The following is a 15,893-nucleotide window of genomic DNA, read 5'->3' as shown; positions in this document are numbered from 1 at the left end:
GATTCAGGACACGATCCGTCGCGCACTCGCCGACGAATTGCTGTTCGGCAAGCTGATGAGCGGTGGCCGCGTGACAGTGGACGTCGACGCGGAAGACAAAGTGCAGCTGACGTTCGACGAGCATCCGGCACCGCGTAATCCCAATCCGGAAGCAGTCGAAGTCGAATAAGGCGGGGAACCGGCGCTACGTTAAGCTACGTAAGCGTATGGAGCCGGTTGGACCGAAAGCAGAATGGCGCGGGATAAACCCCGCGCCGTTTTTTTTTTGCCGGTTTTTGTGCAGGCGATGCGCCCGAAAAGGCAGCCGGGCGAATCAATGCTTGCCGGTACTACCGAATCCGCCAGCGCCCCGATCGCTTTGCGCAAAGTCATCGACGATATTGAAGCGGGCCTGCACGACCGGCACGATGACCAGTTGCGCGAGGCGTTCCATCGGATTGAGCACGAATGTGGTTTCGCCACGGTTCCATGTGGAAATCATCAGCTCGCCCTGGTAATCCGAATCGATCAGACCGACCAGATTGCCGAGCACGATCCCGTGCTTATGCCCGAGGCCCGAGCGCGGCAGAATCAGTGCCGCATAACCCGGATCGCCGACGTGGATCGCGAGACCGGTGGGCACCAGCGCGGTTTGGCCGGGCGTGAGCGTCAACGGTTCGTCGAGGCAGGCACGCAGATCGAGCCCGGCGCTGCCGGTCGTTGCGTAGGCGGGCAGCTGCTCCCGCATGCGCTCATCGAGAATCTTCAGGTCCAGTTTCATTCAGGTTCGATAATGAGTGTGTTGAGTTGGATATTGGAAGCGACGCGGCCGGCAAACGCGTTGTCCGTGTCGGGCCAATGGCTACGAGCCGAGCTGAAACGCGTCGGCGAGCAGTTCGTAGGAGCGAAGCCGTGCGCGATAACTGCCGGCGACGGTGAGCACCATCAGTTCATCCGCCTGAAATTGCTCCTGCAGCGCGGTGAGCCGTTCGGTGACGATCTCCGGCGTGCCGATGATACTGCGCGGCTTCTCCCGATCGATCACCAGCTGTTCGCGCTCGCCGTATTCCTGCTCGATGCCCTGTTCGATCGTCGGAATCGGTTCGTTCAGGCCGTACGCCATCTGCACCCGGCGTAGATCGACGGCTTTTTCGAGGTCCGCGGCCTCCTGCGCGGTATCCGCGCAGATCACGAACACCGCGGCCGCAAGATACGGCTGCGACGCCTCCTCGCCCGGCTGAAAACGCTCGCGGTACGCCAGCGCGACCTGTCTGCCGAAATGCGCATTGATGAAGTGCGCAAACGAAAAGCGGATACCCAGTTGCGCCGCAAGCAGACCGCCGAACTCGCTCGAACCGAGCATCCATAGTTGCGGACGCGTATCGATTTGCGGCTGCAGCAGCACCCCTTGCGCGAGATGATCGGCGGGCAGCGTACCGTGCATCAGCCCGACCAGCTCGGCCACCTGTTGTGGGAACATCTCGCCACGATTGTAGGTGCCGGCCGCGACCGCCTGTGCGGTACGCATATCGCCGCCAGGCGCGCGCCCCACGCCGAGATCGATGCGGTTCGGAAATAGCGCTTCGAGCATCATGAATTGCTCGGCGACCTTGAATGGACTGTAGTACGGCAGCATCACGCCGCCTGAGCCGATACGAATACGCGTGGTCACGCTGCCGAGCCGCGCCAGCATCACTTCGGGGCACGGGTTCGACACACCGCGCAAGCCGTGGTGCTCAGCGCACCAGTAGCGGGTATAGCCGAGGTCATCGGCGAGTTGCGCCAGTTCGATGGTGGCGGCGATCGCGTCCGCGACCGAGTGTCCGGAAATCACCGGCGTTTGATCAAGCACGGAAAGTAGTGTCATGTCAGTAATGCTCCAGATGACTCGGTCGGAACATCGCGCAGCGGCACATGGGAGCCGCCGCTTGCTCAGCGGACCGGACTGGTGTCAGGCAGGCGCCTGGCGATTTCCACGATGAGCGCGCGCGCAAGCATCTGCTTGTCCGCGCGCGGCAGCTTCGTTGCGCCGCCTGCTTCGAACAGGACCACTTCGTTGTCGTCGAGCCCGAATGTCTGCGGGCCCAGATTGCCAATCAGCAGCGGCACATTCTTGCGTGCGCGCTTTTCCTCGCCGTGGATTTCGAGGTTGTCGCTCTCTGCCGCGAAGCCGACCGCGAACGGCGGCTTCGGCAGCTTCGCCACTGCGGCCAGGATGTCCGGATTCTCGACAAACGCGAAGCTCGGCAGCGCGCGCTCCGCGGTTTTCTTGATCTTCTGTTCGCTCACGTGATCGACACGCCAGTCGGCGACCGCCGCCACGCCGATAAAGATGTCCGCATCGCCGACCGCGCGCATCACCGCGTCATGCATCTGCTGCGCGGTTTGCACGTCCTCGCGCAGCACCCCCCACGGTGTTTCGAGCGCGACCGGGCCGGCCACCAGATGCACGTCCGCGCCGGCCTGCTGCGCGGCGCGCGCGAGCGCGAAGCCCATCTTGCCGCTCGAGCGGTTCGTGATACCGCGCACCGGGTCGAGCGGTTCGAAGGTCGGTCCGGCGGTCAGCAGCACCCGCCGGCCCGCCAGGATTTTCGGCGCGAAAAACGACGCGATCGCTTCGAAGGTCGCGGCCGCTTCGAGCATGCGCCCGTCGCCGATCTCCCCGCACGCCTGTGGGCCCGAATCCGGACCGAGCACCTGGATGCCGTCCGCGCGCAGTTGCGCGACATTGCGCTGCGTGGCCGGGTTTTGCCACATCTGCCGGTTCATCGCCGGCACGACGAGCAGCGGGCAGTCGCGCGCGACGCACAGCGTCGACAGCAGATCGTCGGCCATGCCGTGCGCGAGTTTCGCGAGGAAGTCGGTGGAGGCCGGCGCGATTACGATCGCGTCGGCTTCGCGCGACAGATCGATATGCGCCATGTTGTTCGGCACGCGCGCGTCCCACTGACTCGTGTAGACCGGGCGGCCGGACAGCGCCTGCATCGTGACGGGGGTGATGAACTGCGTGGCCGCTTCGGTCATGACGACCTGCACGGTCGCGCCAGCCTTGCTCAGCAGACGCGTGAGTTCAGCGATCTTGTAGCAGGCGATGCCGCCCGACATGCCGAGGACGACGTGCTTACCTGCGAGTTCTGCGGTTGCCAACGAAAGCCTCCGACAAAGCGTGATCGCGCGGCGGCGCGACGGCGTTGACTGCCGTTGCCGCCGCGCCTTTCAAACGGACGCGGCCACTGCGAGCGAAGCAGCAGCCGCGACGGCGACGTTAGCGTGAACCGCGTACGCGCCGCAACTCGTCGAGCACAAGCAGGATCGCGCCGATCGTGATCGCGCTGTCGGCAAGATTGAACGCCGGCCAATGCCAGCCGCCCACGTGGAAGTCGAGGAAGTCGATCACGTGGCCGTACATCAGCCGGTCTATCACGTTGCCGAGCGCGCCGCCGAGAATCAGCGCGAGCGCCGTGCAGAACATTTTCTGCCCGCTATGGCGTTTGAGCAAATAGCAGATCACCAGCGCGGCGACCACGCCGAGCGCGGTGAACGCCCAGCGCTGCCAGCCGCCCGCCATCGCGAGGAAGCTGAATGCGGCGCCGCGGTTGTACACGAGAATCAGGTTGAAAAACGACGTGATCTGATGCGGCACGCCGTACTCGAATATCTTGCGGATCGCGATTTTGGTCAGCTGGTCGAACAGGATCACGATCAGCGCGATCCCGAGCCACGGTGCCAGCGAACTGCTTCGGGCCGATGTTTTCGACATGCTTCCAGCCATTATGCCGCGCTCCTCGTTTCGCCACTGCCGAACAGATTGCTGAAGCAGCGGCCGCACAGCGACGGATGCTCGGCGTGGGTGCCGACGTCCGCGCGGTAGTGCCAGCAGCGCTCGCACTTCAGGTACTTCGACGCGACCACGTCGACGCCTTCCTCCGCTTCGCTGTCTACCCGAACGGCGCTCGCCGCCGACGTGATCAGCACGAATTTCAGGTCGTCGCCGAGGCTCGCGAGCGCATCGTAACGCGCGCCGCTCGCGCGGATTTCGACTTCCGCCTGCAGCGACGAGCCGATCAGGTTCGCGACGCGCGCTTCTTCCAGCGCCTTGGTCACGTCGCCGCGCGCCGCGCGCAGCAGCGTCCATTTGTCGAGCAGCGCGCCCGCTTCCGGCACGGCCGGGTACGCGTGATAGGTCTCGGTGAAGATCGTCTCGCTATTGGGTTGGAACACCTTCCACGCTTCTTCCGCGGTGAAGGACAGGAACGGCGCCATCACACGCAGCAGCCCGTGGGCGATGTGATAGAGCGCGGTCTGCGCCGAGCGGCGCGCGACGGAATCCCCCGCGGTCGTATAGAGGCGATCCTTCAGTACGTCGAGATAGAAGCCGCCGAGGTCCTCAGAGCAGAACGTCTGCAGCTTCGCGACGACAGGGTGGAATTCGTACTTCTCGTAGTGCGCGAGGATGTCGTTCTGCAGATTGGCGGCCAGCGCCACCGCGTAGCGGTCGATCTCGAGCCAGTCGTCGACCGGCCGCGCGTGCTGCGGGTAGTCGAAATCCGACAGGTTCGCGAGCAGGAAGCGCAGCGTGTTGCGGATGCGGCGATAGCCTTCGGTCACGCGCTTGAGGATTTCCTCCGAGATCGCCAGTTCGCCCGAGTAGTCGGTCGACGCGATCCATAGACGGATGATTTCCGCGCCGAGGCGGTTCGCAACTTCGTGCGGATCGATGCCGTTGCCGAGCGATTTGCTCATCTTGCGGCCTTCGCCGTCGACGGTGAAGCCGTGCGTGAGCAGCGCGTTGTACGGCGGGCGCCCGTCGAGCATCGACGCGGTCAGCAGCGACGAATGGAACCAGCCGCGGTGCTGGTCCGAGCCTTCCAGATACAGGTCGGCCGGGAATTGCAGCTCGTCCTTGTGCGAGCCGCGCAGCACGTGCCAGTGCGTGGTGCCCGAGTCGAACCACACATCGAGCGTGTCGCGGTTCTTTTCGTACAGATTGGCGTCGTCGCCGATCAGCTCACGCGGATCGAGCGTCTGCCACGCTTCAATGCCTTCCTTCTCGACGCGCTGCGCGACCTGTTCGAGCAGTTCGAGCGTGCGCGGATGCAGCTCGCCGGTTTCCTTGTGCACGAAGAACGCCATCGGCACGCCCCACTGGCGCTGACGCGACAGCGTCCAGTCGGGGCGGTTCGCGATCATGCTGAACAGACGCTGTTTGCCCCACGACGGATAGAACGCGGTGTTCTCGATGCCTTCAAGAGCGGTTTCACGCAGGGTCTTGCCGGTGTCGTTCGGCTTCACGTCCATGCCCGCGAACCATTGGGACGTCGCGCGATAGATGATCGGGGTTTTGTGGCGCCAGCAGTGCATATAGCTGTGCGTGTACTTTTCCGTGCGCATCAGCGAGCCGGCGCCCCGCAGCGCCTCGACGATCTGCGGATTGGCCGCCCAGATCGACAGCCCGCCGAACAGCGCGAGCGATTCGATATAGCGGCCGTCGCCCATCACCGGGTTGATGATGTCCGAGTCCGACATCCCGTGCGCCTTGCACGACACGAAGTCTTCGACGCCGTACGCGGGCGACGAGTGCACGACGCCAGTGCCGGTTTCGGTCGTCACGTAGTCGCCGAGGTAGACCGGCGCTGTGCGTTTGTAGCCCGGATGCGCGGCCGCGAGCGGATGATTGAAGCGCAGATTCACCAGGTTGGCGCCCGGCGTCGTCGCGATGATCCTGCCGTCGAGCCCGTATAGCTTCAGGCAAGCTTCGACGCGTTCTTCGGCGAGGATCAGGAGGCCGCGCGGCGTGTCGACTAGTGCGTAGACGATCTCCGGATGCAGGTTCAGCGCCTGATTGGCGGGAATAGTCCACGGCGTGGTGGTCCAGATCACGATGCCGCCTTCGTTGCGCGGCAGCGCGGCGAGGCCGAACGCCTGGGCGGTCTTCCCCGGTTCGGCGAAGCTGAACAGCACGTCGATGGTCGGGTCGGTCTTGTCCTTGTACTCGACTTCCGCCTCGGCCAGCGCCGAGCCGCAGTCGAAGCACCAGTTGACCGGCTTCAGCCCGCGGAACACGTAGCCCTTTTCCATGATCTTTGCGAGCGCGCGGATTTCACCGGCTTCGTTTGCGAAGTTCATCGTCTTGTACGGGTTGTCCCAGTCGCCGAGCACGCCCAGGCGCCGGAAGCCGACCTTCTGCTTTTCGATCTGCTCGCTCGCGTAGGCGCGCGCCTTCTGCATCACTTCGGCGGCCGGCAGCGATTTGCCGAACTGCTTTTCGATCTGGATTTCGATCGGCATCCCGTGGCAGTCCCAGCCCGGCACGTAGACCGCGTCGAAGCCCGCCAGATTGCGCGCCTTGACGATCATGTCCTTCAGGATCTTGTTCACCGCGTGACCTAGGTGGATATCGCCGTTCGCATACGGCGGACCGTCGTGCAGGATGAACTTCTTGCGGCCCTTGGAGGCGGCGCGGATCGTCTCGTAGACCTTGCGTTCCTGCCAGTCCTTGACCCATTGCGGCTCCCGCCTGGGCAGGTCGCCGCGCATCGGGAACGGCGTGTCGAGCAGGTTGACCGGGTAGCGGGACTGCGGTTTCGAATCGGCTTTCTTGTTGCTCATGATGTGGTGGCGGTGAATGCGTTTCTATGCGTGGCGGGGGCGAGCGTTGGGCATGCTGTCGCGGTGCGTGCGACGCGCCCGGCAGGCGGGTTGCGTGAACCTGGACGCCCTTCGATGCGCGCGGCGGCGGTCCGTGCAGCGACGAGCGCCGGCCCGGACCGGGGCGGCTATCTAATTCGGTCGGTGGCCGAGGTGGCGAAACCGGTGGAGCGGCTGCCCGGCGTGCCGGCGCCGACGGCCGCGAACCATGCGCGGGCATTGGCGACATCCCGCGCGATGGCCGCGGTGAGCGTTTCGAGGTCGGCGAACTGTTCCTCGTCGCGCAGCTTCTTCAGGAATTCGACGCGCACGAGTTGGCCATACGCGTCGCCGTGCCAGTCGAGCAGATGCACTTCTAGCAGCACGCGGCCGGAATCGTCGACGGTGGGGCGCAGCCCCAGGCTCGCGACACCCGGCAGCGGGTGCTCCGCGATGCCGTGCACTTGCACGACGAAGATGCCGGCGAGCGCGGGGCGCTTGTGCGCGATGGGCAGATTGAGCGTGGGAAAGCCGAGGTCACGGCCGAGCTTCATGCCGTGCGTGACGTGGCCGCTGATCAGATAGTCGCGGCCGAGCGCCGCGCGCGCCGCGTCAAGGTCGCCCGCGATCAGCGACGCGCGCACGCCCGAGCTGGAAATACGCGCGCCCGATGGGTCGGCGACCGTCGCCATCTGTTCGACTTCGAAGCCGTACTGCTGGCCGGCGGCCTTCAGCAACGAGAAATCGCCCGCGCGCTTGGCGCCATAGCGGAAGTCGTCGCCGATCATGACCCAGCGCGCGTGCAGTCCGTTGACGATAATCCGCTCGACGAACGCGTCCGGCGACTGGCTCGCGAACGTGTGATTGAAATGCTCGACGACGACCCGGTCGACCCCATTGGTGCGCAGTGCCTCCAGCTTGTCACGCAGCATCGCGATGCGCTGCGGCGCGCCTGCCGGGTTGAAGAATTCGCGGGGATGCGGCTCGAAGGTCATCACGCAGACGGGCAGGCCGCGCGCATTGGCGGCCGCGCGCACATGGGCGAGCAGAGCCTGATGGCCGCGGTGGACACCGTCGAAATTGCCAATGGTCAGCGCGCAAGGCGCGCGGCTCTCGGCATTGGGAAGACCGCGGAAAACTCTCACGATAGCGGGTTGCGGCGGCTGCGGCGGTTGGGTTGCGGTAGCGGCATGGGTGCCGCAAAACAATCGATTATAAACGCTTGGCGCAGCAGGCGGCTGCGCGGGCGCTGTCCGGCGGTTGCCCAATGATAAAATCCGCGCATGAAAAAACTCGTCATCCTGATTTCCGGACGGGGCAGCAATATGGAAGCCATCGTGCGCGCCTGCGCGAGCGAGGGCTGGCCGGCGCGGATCGCCGCCGTGATTGCCAGCCGTCCGGATGCCGCTGGCCTCGCGTTCGCGGCGTCGCATGGCATCGCCACGGCGGCGCTCGATCACCGCCAGTTTGCCGATCGCGAAAGCTTCGATGCGGCGCTCGCCGAGCAGATCGACAGGTTCGCGCCGGACCTCTTGGTGCTCGCCGGCTTCATGCGGGTGCTCACATCGCGCTTCGTCGACCATTACGCCGGGCGCATGCTGAACGTGCATCCGTCGCTGCTGCCGAGCTTTCCCGGCCTCAAGACCCACCAGCAGGCACTCGACGCCGGCGTGCGGCTGCACGGTGCATCCGTGCATTTCGTCACATCCGAGCTCGATCACGGCCCGATCGTCGTACAGTCGGGGGTGCCTGTCGTCGCGGGCGACACCGCGGCCACGCTCGCCGAACGCGTGCTGGTGACCGAACACATCATTTATCCACGCGCGGTGCGCTGGTTCGTCGAAGGGCGTCTCGCGCTCGACGGCCTGCGTGTCACGCTTACGCCGCCGGAGCCGCAATGGCTCTTTGCCGGTTCCACCGCCGGAGAGGGCGCATGAGATTGCATGGTTTTCTGATTGGACAAACTGAAACGCTGCTGGCCGAAGTGCTGCGGCTCAACGGCCCGGCCGACGCCACCACCAGCCGCTTTTTCCGCGCCCATCCAAAGCTCGGCCACGGCGAGCGCGGCGTGATCGCCGAGGCGGTGTTCGCGGTGCTGCGCCGCCGGATGGAGTTCGCGCACCTGGCCGAAAGCGGCTCCGGCAGCCCGGCGCGACGCATGGCTTTGCTCGGTCTGATGCAGACGGCCGGGCGCAGCGCGCTCAAGCCGTTCGTCACCGAGGCCGAGGCGACATGGCTCGAACACGTGGCAAAAATCGATCCGGAAAGCCTGCCGCTGCGAATTCGCCTGAACCTGCCCGACTGGATCTGCCAGGCGCTGTCCACCCGCTTCGAGCCCGCCGAGCTCGCGCAGCTGGCCGCCGCGCTGAACTACCCGGCGCCGCTCGATCTGCGCGCGAATCCGGTCAAGGCGAGCCGCGACGACGTGCTGGGCGCGCTGTCGAAAGCTGGCATCGAAGCGGGCGCGACGCCGTTTGCGCCGTTCGGCGTGCGCGTGGCCGGCAAGCCGCCGCTCACCAAGCTCGACGCGTTCCAGCAGGGCTGGCTTGAAGTGCAGGATGAGGGTAGCCAGTTGCTGTGCTCGCTGGTCGCGCCGCGGCGCGGCGAGATGATCGTCGATTTCTGCGCGGGCGCGGGCGGCAAAACGCTGGCGCTCGGCGCGGCGATGCGCTCGACCGGCCGTCTTTATGCGTTCGATGTCTCCGAGCGGCGGCTCGCGAAGCTTAAGCCGCGCCTCGCGCGCAGCGGGCTGTCGAACGTGAACCCGGTGCTGATCGACAGCGAGCACGACGCGAAGATCAAGCGGCTTGCCGGCAAGATCGATCGCGTGCTCGTCGATGCACCATGTAGCGGCCTCGGCACGTTGCGTCGCAATCCGGATCTGAAGTGGCGCCAGTCGCCGGAGTCGGTCGCCGAACTGGCGCCGAAGCAGGCGTCGATTCTCGCGAGCGCGGCGCGACTCGTGAAGAAAGGCGGCCGGCTCGTCTACGCAACGTGCTCGATTCTCGAAGCGGAAAACGAGGCGGTCGCGCAGCAGTTCCTCGCCGATCACCCGGACTTCGCGCTCGTGCCGGCGCGTGAAGTGCTTGCCGAGCAGCGCATCGAACTGGAAATGGGCGACTACCTGTCGCTGTGGCCGCACCGTCACGCGACGGACGGTTTCTTCGCCGCCGTGCTCGAACGCCAAAGCTAGGCGCAACGGGCGGTGGGCCCGCGCGCGGGGCTAGCTTGCAGCCGTCGCGCCGGCCATCCGGCCGACATCGTGCGTACTACTTTTCCGCATACGTTCGACGATATCGCGCGCGACTTCAGCCGTCCCGTGGTGTGGTGGCCGCTCGGGTCCTGCTCGCGACGCTGCCGCCTGGCCGAGTCGGTGCACGCTTGTTAACGGGGCGCCTGCGGCCGGTTCAGCCGGCCACGCAACGCTTGCTTGTCACCGGCTGCCGCGGATCGGCGTCACAATGGTCGTGGCGAGGTGGCTCGGCACGAGATTCCGGGACCGTCCGAGGCGCTCGAAGTCTGGTGTTTTCACCCCGTCGCGAGCAGGGGATTGCTGCCGCAGGGGCCCCTATCGTATTGATAGCGCACAAAAAATCCCTATTTGTTACAAACACTTGGAGCGCTTCAAGTAGAATGTCGTCCTGTCTCGTTGTATGCTTTCACTTTCATGACGCGCGCGCCGCGTGTGCTCCGAATCTCTCGTTCTACAGGTAACTTACCTTGTTGAATTCCTTGCTCGATTTTCTTGCCCACGGGTTGCTGCAATTGTCGTGGTGGCAACTCATCGTGTACACGCTTATCGCGACCCACATCACGATCATTGGCGTGACCGTCTATCTGCATCGCTGCCAGGCGCATCGCGCGCTCGACCTGCATCCGGTCGCGAGTCATTTTTTCCGCTTCTGGCTGTGGATGACCACCGGCATGCTGACCGGCCAGTGGGCCGCGATTCACCGCAAGCATCACGCGAAGTGCGAGACCGAAGAAGATCCGCACAGCCCGCAGACCCGCGGCATCTGGAAGGTGCTGCTCGAAGGCGCCGAGCTCTATCGCGTGGAAGCGAAAAACGAAGAAACGATGCGCAAGTTCAGCCATGGCACGCCGAACGACTGGATGGAGCGCAACGTCTACACGAAGTATCCGATTCTCGGCGTGAGCCTGATGATGGTCGTCAACGTCGCGCTGTTCGGCATCGTCGGTCTGACGATCTGGGCCGTGCAAATGATCTGGATCCCGTTCTGGGCTGCGGGCGTGGTCAACGGTCTCGCGCACTTCTGGGGCTATCGCAACTTCAATTCGTCGGATGCGAGCACCAACATTTTTCCTTGGGGCATCATCATCGGCGGCGAGGAGCTGCACAACAATCACCATACCTATGCGACGTCGGCCAAGCTGTCGAACAAGTGGTACGAGTTCGACATCGGCTGGATGTACATCCGCATCATGCAGGCGTTCCGTCTGGCGAAGGTGAAGAAAGTCGCGCCGACGCCGCGGCTGACCACCGGCAAGCTCGTGCTTGATCAGGACACGCTGCAGGCCGTGCTCGCGAACCGCTATGAAGTGATGGCGCGTTACGCGAAGGCGATCAAGCGCGCGTACCGGCAGGAGCTCGCGCATCTGAAGGAAGTCGGCGCGCGCGAAAAGTATCAGCTAATGCGCGGTGCGCGCAGCTGGTTCCACAAGGAAGAGGCGGGCCTGAACGAGCCGCAGAAACGTCAGTTGCCGCAGATTTTCGCGAACAGCCAGAAGTTGAAAACCTACATCGATATGCGCAACGAACTCGCGTCGATCTGGGAGCGCTCGAACGCGTCGCGCGAGCAACTGCTCGCACAATTGCAGGACTGGTGCCACCGCGCCGAACAAAGCGGTATCAAGGCGCTGCAGGACTTCGCGATGCGACTGCGTCGCTACGCCTGAAATCCATTAAACTTTCGGCACGTCACAAAACCCCGCGTTGGCGGGGTTTTGCGTTTTTGGGCCACGGAAACCGTTGCGATTCCGCGGCAGCCGAGCGAGGGCAGAGGAGATGATGGAGCAGCAGGCGATCAAGACCGTCGAGTACGACCGGCCTCAGCAGCAGGGCATGATCTGCGGGACCGGACAGGCGTGGGCGAAGGTGCCCGAGACGCCGTCGGCGCAAGAGAAACTGGCGTTGAAGGCACGCATTCGCGCGTTGCTCAAACGCGAGAAAGCGGTGCTCGTCGCGCACTATTATGTCGACGCGGAGTTGCAGGAACTTGCCGACGAAACGGGCGGTTGCGTGGCCGATTCGCTGGAAATGGCGCGCTTCGGACGAGATCACGGTGCGCAAACGCTGGTGGTCGCGGGCGTACGGTTCATGGGCGAGACCGCGAAAATTCTCAGTCCCGACAAGCGCATTTTGATGCCAGATCTGGACGCGACCTGTTCGCTCGACCTCGGCTGTCCAGTCGACGAATTTGCCGCTTTCTGCGACGCGCATCCTGAGCGAACCGTGGTCGTCTACGCGAACACGAGCGCGGCCGTGAAAGCGCGGGCGGACTGGATGGTCACGTCGTCGATCGGGCTCGAGATCGTCGCCGATCTGCACGCGCGCGGCGAAAAGATCGTCTGGGCGCCGGACCGCCATCTAGGCAGCTATATCCAGAGCAAGACAGGCGCGGACATGCTGATGTGGCAGGGCTCTTGTCTCGTGCATGACGAATTCAAAGGCATCGAACTGGATCTGCTGCGCGCCGACTATCCCGACGCGAAAGTGCTCGTGCATCCGGAGTCGCCCCCGAGCGTGATCGCGCTGGCCGACGTTGTCGGCTCGACCACTCAGTTGATCGACGCTGCGCAGAGGCTCGACGCGAGTCATTTCATCGTCGCTACCGACCTCGGCATCCTGCACAAGATGCAACTCGCCGCGCCTGGCAAGACGCTGATTGCCGCGCCCACGGCAGGCAACAGTGCGACGTGCAAAAGTTGCGCGCATTGCCCGTGGATGGCGATGAATGGCCTCGCCAATCTGGCCGACGTGCTCGAGCGTGGCGATAACGAAATTTTCGTCGATCGCGCGATCGGCGCGCGCGCGCGTCTGCCGATCGACCGCATGCTGGACTTCGCCGCGCGTCAAAAGAAGCGTGTGCAGGCGAGCGGCGACCTCGCGCGCGATGCCCAACTGTATTCGAACGTGGGAGCAGCGTAATGACGGTGGTTGACAAGGCACCAGTGCGGGCAACGGCGGGGTACGAAGGCTCTAGCGCCGTCTCACCGCTCTTCGCGGAGATTCGCGCGGAATACGGCGCCGTGTTCGATGCGGCGCTCGCGCGCAACGTCGCTGATGCGCTCGCCGAAGACATTGGTACTGGCGACCAGACTGGCCGGCTGGTGCCGGCCGACGAGGTCCGCAACGCACGCATCACCGTGCGCGAGGAGGCCGTGCTGTGCGGTGTGCCATGGTTCGACGCGGTGATGCGCGCGATCGATCCACGTATTGACGTGGAATGGCGCTACCGCGAGGGCAAGCGCATGAGCGCAAACACACCGGTCTGCGAACTGCGCGGGCCGGTGCGCGGTCTGCTGACGGCTGAGCGCAACGCGATGAATTTCCTGCAGCTGCTCTCGGGCGTGGCAAGCGTGACGCGGCGCTATGCCGACGCGATCGCCCACACCCGCACACGCGTTCTGGATACGCGCAAGACGTTGCCCGGTTTGCGGCTCGCGCAGAAGTACGCGGTGCGTGTGGGTGGTGGCGCGAACCAGCGCCTCGCGCTGTATGACGGCATTCTGATCAAGGAAAACCACATTGCCGCCGCGGGCGGCGTCGGCGCGGCGATGGACGCGGCGCTTGCATTGAATGCGGGCGTGCCGATCCAGGTCGAAGTGGAAACGCTCGACGAATTGGAAACCGCGCTCGCGCATCGCGCACAGAGCATTCTGCTGGACAACTTTTCGCTCGACATGATGCGCGACGCAGTTCGTATCACGTCCGGGCGCGCGGTACTCGAAGTGTCCGGCGGCGTGAATTTCGACACTGTTCGCACGATCGCGGAGACCGGCGTCGATCGTGTGTCGGTCGGCGCGCTGACCAAAGACGTGCGCGCTACCGATTACTCGATGCGGATCGTCTGACATCCGGGTGCGGGCATCCAGTGCCCGCGACCGCTAAACAAGGCCATTGCTGGACATTCCAGCAATGGCCTTGTCGTTTTGCGCTTGCGTTTCGTCCCGGGTCCAGACAGCGCACGTCGATCAGACAGTCCGGGCATCACGCCTGCGCACGTATTCGGGCGACAGCACGCTCGGCAGCGCTTTCGGCAAAGTGGCGGGCCAGTCGCGGCTGAAATGCAGGCCCCGGCTTTCGCGCCGCGAGCGCGCGCTCTCGACGATCAGCGACGCCACGTCGACGAGGTTGCGCAGCTCAAGCAAATCGCGGCTCACCTTGAAGTTTGCGTAGTACTCGTGGATCTCGTCGCGGAGCAACGCGAGTCGATGCTTGGCGCGCTCGAGTCGCTTGTCAGTGCGCACGATGCCGACGTAGTTCCACATGAGGCGGCGCACTTCGTCCCAGTTATGTGCGACCACGACTTCCTCGTCCGGATCGGACACGCGGCTTTCGTCCCAGGCTGGCAGCGGTCCATGGATGGCGCAACTGAAGCCATCTGACTCGATTGCCTGCGCGGCGGAGCGGCCGACCACGACACACTCGAGCAGTGAGTTGCTTGCGAGCCGGTTTGCGCCATGCAAGCCGGTGCAGGACGTCTCGCCGACGGCATAAAGACCGGCAAGATCCGTGCGGCCCGCGAGATCGGTGACGACGCCTCCGCACGTATAGTGCGCGGCCGGCACGACCGGAATGGGTTCTGTAGTGATGTCGATGCCGAATTCGAGGCAGCGCGCGAGAATCGTCGGGAAATGCTCGCGCAGGAATTCGGGCGGCTGATGGCTGATGTCGAGATACACGCAATCGATGCCGCGCTTTTTGATCTCGAAATCGATCGCGCGCGCGACGATGTCGCGCGGCGCGAGTTCCGCGCGTTCGTCGTGATCCGGCATGAAGCGCGTGCCGTCGGGCAGCTTCAGAATGCCTCCCTCACCGCGTACCGCTTCCGAAATCAGAAACGACTTTGCGTACGGATGGAACAGGCAGGTCGGATGGAACTGGATAAATTCCATGTTCGACACGCGGCAGCCGGCGCGCCATGCCATCGCGATGCCGTCGCCGGTCGCCGTATCGGGGTTGGTCGTGTACAGATAGACTTTGCCTGCGCCACCGGTCGCGAGTACCGTGTGCGGTGCCTGGATCGTCACGGTGCGGCCGCTTTGCACATCGAGTGCGTACAGGCCGTGGCAACCGCGGCCAGGCAGGCCGAGGCGCTCGGACGTGATCAGGTCGATTGCATGGTGATCTTCGAGCAGCGTGATATTCGGATGGCGGCGCACCTTTTCGCTGAGCGTGGCGACGACAGCGTGGCCGGTCGCATCGGCTGCGTGGATGATCCGGCGGTGGCTATGGCCGCCTTCACGCGTCAGATGGAAACCGAGTTCAGCCGCGTCGTCTTTCGTGAACGGCACGTCCTGTTGGATCAGCCATTCGATCGCGGCGCGCCCGTGTTCGACGATGAAGCGTGTCGCCGCTTCGTCGCATAGACCGCCGCCCGCTATCAGCGTGTCTTGCACGTGCTTGTCGATGCTGTCCGCGGAATCGAGCACTGCGGCGATACCGCCTTGCGCCCAGTCGCTCGCGCCTTCGGTCAAGGACCGCTTGGCAATCACCGCAACCCGCCGGGTTTGAGCAAGATTGAGCGCGACGCTCAAGCCAGCGAGACCGCTACCGACAATCGCCACATCGAATTCCATTGCCTACATCTCCGTCTATCGTTTTGCGAAGACGACGCACGAGTCGTGCGCCGCTAAAACGACAAAGGATACGCGCGGCGACGGTCGAACGAAAGCTGGCTGGACGGAGTAGGGTGGTCTGGTTTGCGTGGATAAGGGCGAATGAATTGCAGAAAGGGATGGTGCATCACTGTCATCAGGTGCGGCCAGAAAGCAAAAAGCCTCGCACGAATGCGAGGCTTTTTGCTTGTCTTCTGCCTTCGTCAGGCTCAGGACCCAAGATTACTTGATCTTGGTTTCCTTGTAGTCAACGTGCTTGCGGATGACGGGATCAAATTTCTTGATCAGCATCTTTTCCGGCATGTTGCGTTTGTTCTTCGTCGTCGTATAGAAGTGACCCGTGCCTGCGGTCGATTCCAGCTTGATCTTGTCGCGTGCGCCTTTCGCCATGATTTACTCCTTAGGCTTCACCGCGTGCGCGCAGA

Annotated in this window: 13 protein-coding genes; 5 read left to right on the top strand and 8 right to left on the bottom strand. The window is 64.1% G+C overall.

Annotated features, from left to right (window positions below; genetic code table 11):
• Nucleotides 1-313: 313 nt before the first annotated feature.
• From dut to VGH68_RS19125, 6 genes are all read right to left on the bottom strand, one after another.
• Complete coding sequence (gene dut, locus VGH68_RS19150; protein WP_331605258.1) at nt 314-760, bottom strand: dUTP diphosphatase; 447 nt, start codon at nt 758-760, stop codon at nt 314-316.
• Nucleotides 761-841: 81 nt separating this feature from the next.
• Entirely contained in the window at nt 842-1,846 is a 1,005-nt protein-coding gene (locus VGH68_RS19145) for an LLM class flavin-dependent oxidoreductase (RefSeq protein ID WP_331605257.1), read from the bottom strand.
• Between the two features lie 65 nt (nt 1,847-1,911).
• Nucleotides 1,912-3,126, bottom strand: a complete 1,215-nt coding sequence (gene coaBC / locus VGH68_RS19140) for a bifunctional phosphopantothenoylcysteine decarboxylase/phosphopantothenate--cysteine ligase CoaBC (protein ID WP_331605256.1) — start codon at nt 3,124-3,126, stop codon at nt 1,912-1,914.
• A gap of 118 nt (nt 3,127-3,244) precedes the next feature.
• Entirely contained in the window at nt 3,245-3,751 is a 507-nt protein-coding gene (lspA, locus tag VGH68_RS19135; protein WP_414696965.1) for a signal peptidase II, read from the bottom strand.
• Nucleotides 3,751-6,588, bottom strand: a complete 2,838-nt coding sequence (ileS, locus tag VGH68_RS19130; RefSeq protein ID WP_331605254.1) for an isoleucine--tRNA ligase — start codon at nt 6,586-6,588, stop codon at nt 3,751-3,753. Before ileS ends, lspA begins: the two co-directional genes overlap by 1 nt.
• Before the next feature lie 167 nt (nt 6,589-6,755).
• Entirely contained in the window at nt 6,756-7,751 is a 996-nt protein-coding gene (locus VGH68_RS19125) for a bifunctional riboflavin kinase/FAD synthetase (protein ID WP_331605253.1), read from the bottom strand.
• A gap of 138 nt (nt 7,752-7,889) precedes the next feature.
• Here VGH68_RS19125 and purN point away from each other — a divergent pair, with 138 nt between their 5' ends.
• The 5 genes from purN (at nt 7,890) to nadC (ending at nt 13,701) form a co-directional block, all read left to right on the top strand.
• Nucleotides 7,890-8,543, top strand: coding sequence for a phosphoribosylglycinamide formyltransferase (gene purN / locus VGH68_RS19120; RefSeq protein WP_331605252.1), 654 nt, complete (start codon nt 7,890-7,892; stop codon nt 8,541-8,543).
• The gene (locus tag VGH68_RS19115) at nt 8,540-9,799 is read left to right on the top strand and encodes an RsmB/NOP family class I SAM-dependent RNA methyltransferase (protein ID WP_331605251.1); all 1,260 of its coding nucleotides are present in this window, start codon (nt 8,540-8,542) and stop codon (nt 9,797-9,799) included. Before purN ends, VGH68_RS19115 begins: the two co-directional genes overlap by 4 nt.
• A 527-nt stretch (nt 9,800-10,326) precedes the next feature.
• On the top strand, nt 10,327-11,523 hold the full coding sequence (locus VGH68_RS19110) for a DesA family fatty acid desaturase (RefSeq protein WP_331605250.1): 1,197 nt from the start codon (nt 10,327-10,329) through the stop codon (nt 11,521-11,523).
• A gap of 112 nt (nt 11,524-11,635) precedes the next feature.
• Nucleotides 11,636-12,775, top strand: coding sequence for a quinolinate synthase NadA (nadA, locus tag VGH68_RS19105; RefSeq protein ID WP_331605259.1), 1,140 nt, complete (start codon nt 11,636-11,638; stop codon nt 12,773-12,775).
• On the top strand, nt 12,775-13,701 hold the full coding sequence (gene nadC, locus VGH68_RS19100) for a carboxylating nicotinate-nucleotide diphosphorylase (RefSeq protein WP_331605249.1): 927 nt from the start codon (nt 12,775-12,777) through the stop codon (nt 13,699-13,701). Before nadA ends, nadC begins: the two co-directional genes overlap by 1 nt.
• Before the next feature lie 120 nt (nt 13,702-13,821).
• Here nadC and nadB read toward each other — a convergent pair whose 3' ends face one another.
• Both nadB and rpmG read right to left on the bottom strand, forming a co-directional pair.
• Complete coding sequence (gene nadB, locus VGH68_RS19095; protein ID WP_331605248.1) at nt 13,822-15,429, bottom strand: L-aspartate oxidase; 1,608 nt, start codon at nt 15,427-15,429, stop codon at nt 13,822-13,824.
• Nucleotides 15,430-15,690: 261 nt separating this feature from the next.
• Nucleotides 15,691-15,858: a 50S ribosomal protein L33 gene (gene rpmG, locus VGH68_RS19090; protein ID WP_008919555.1), complete on the bottom strand. Its 168-nt coding sequence runs from the start codon at nt 15,856-15,858 to the stop codon at nt 15,691-15,693.
• Nucleotides 15,859-15,893 lie beyond the last annotated feature (35 nt).

It is taken from the genome of Paraburkholderia sp., from assembly GCF_036488505.1.
GTDB lineage: Bacteria > Pseudomonadota > Gammaproteobacteria > Burkholderiales > Burkholderiaceae > Paraburkholderia.
This window is presented reverse-complemented; position numbering and strand designations above follow the sequence as displayed.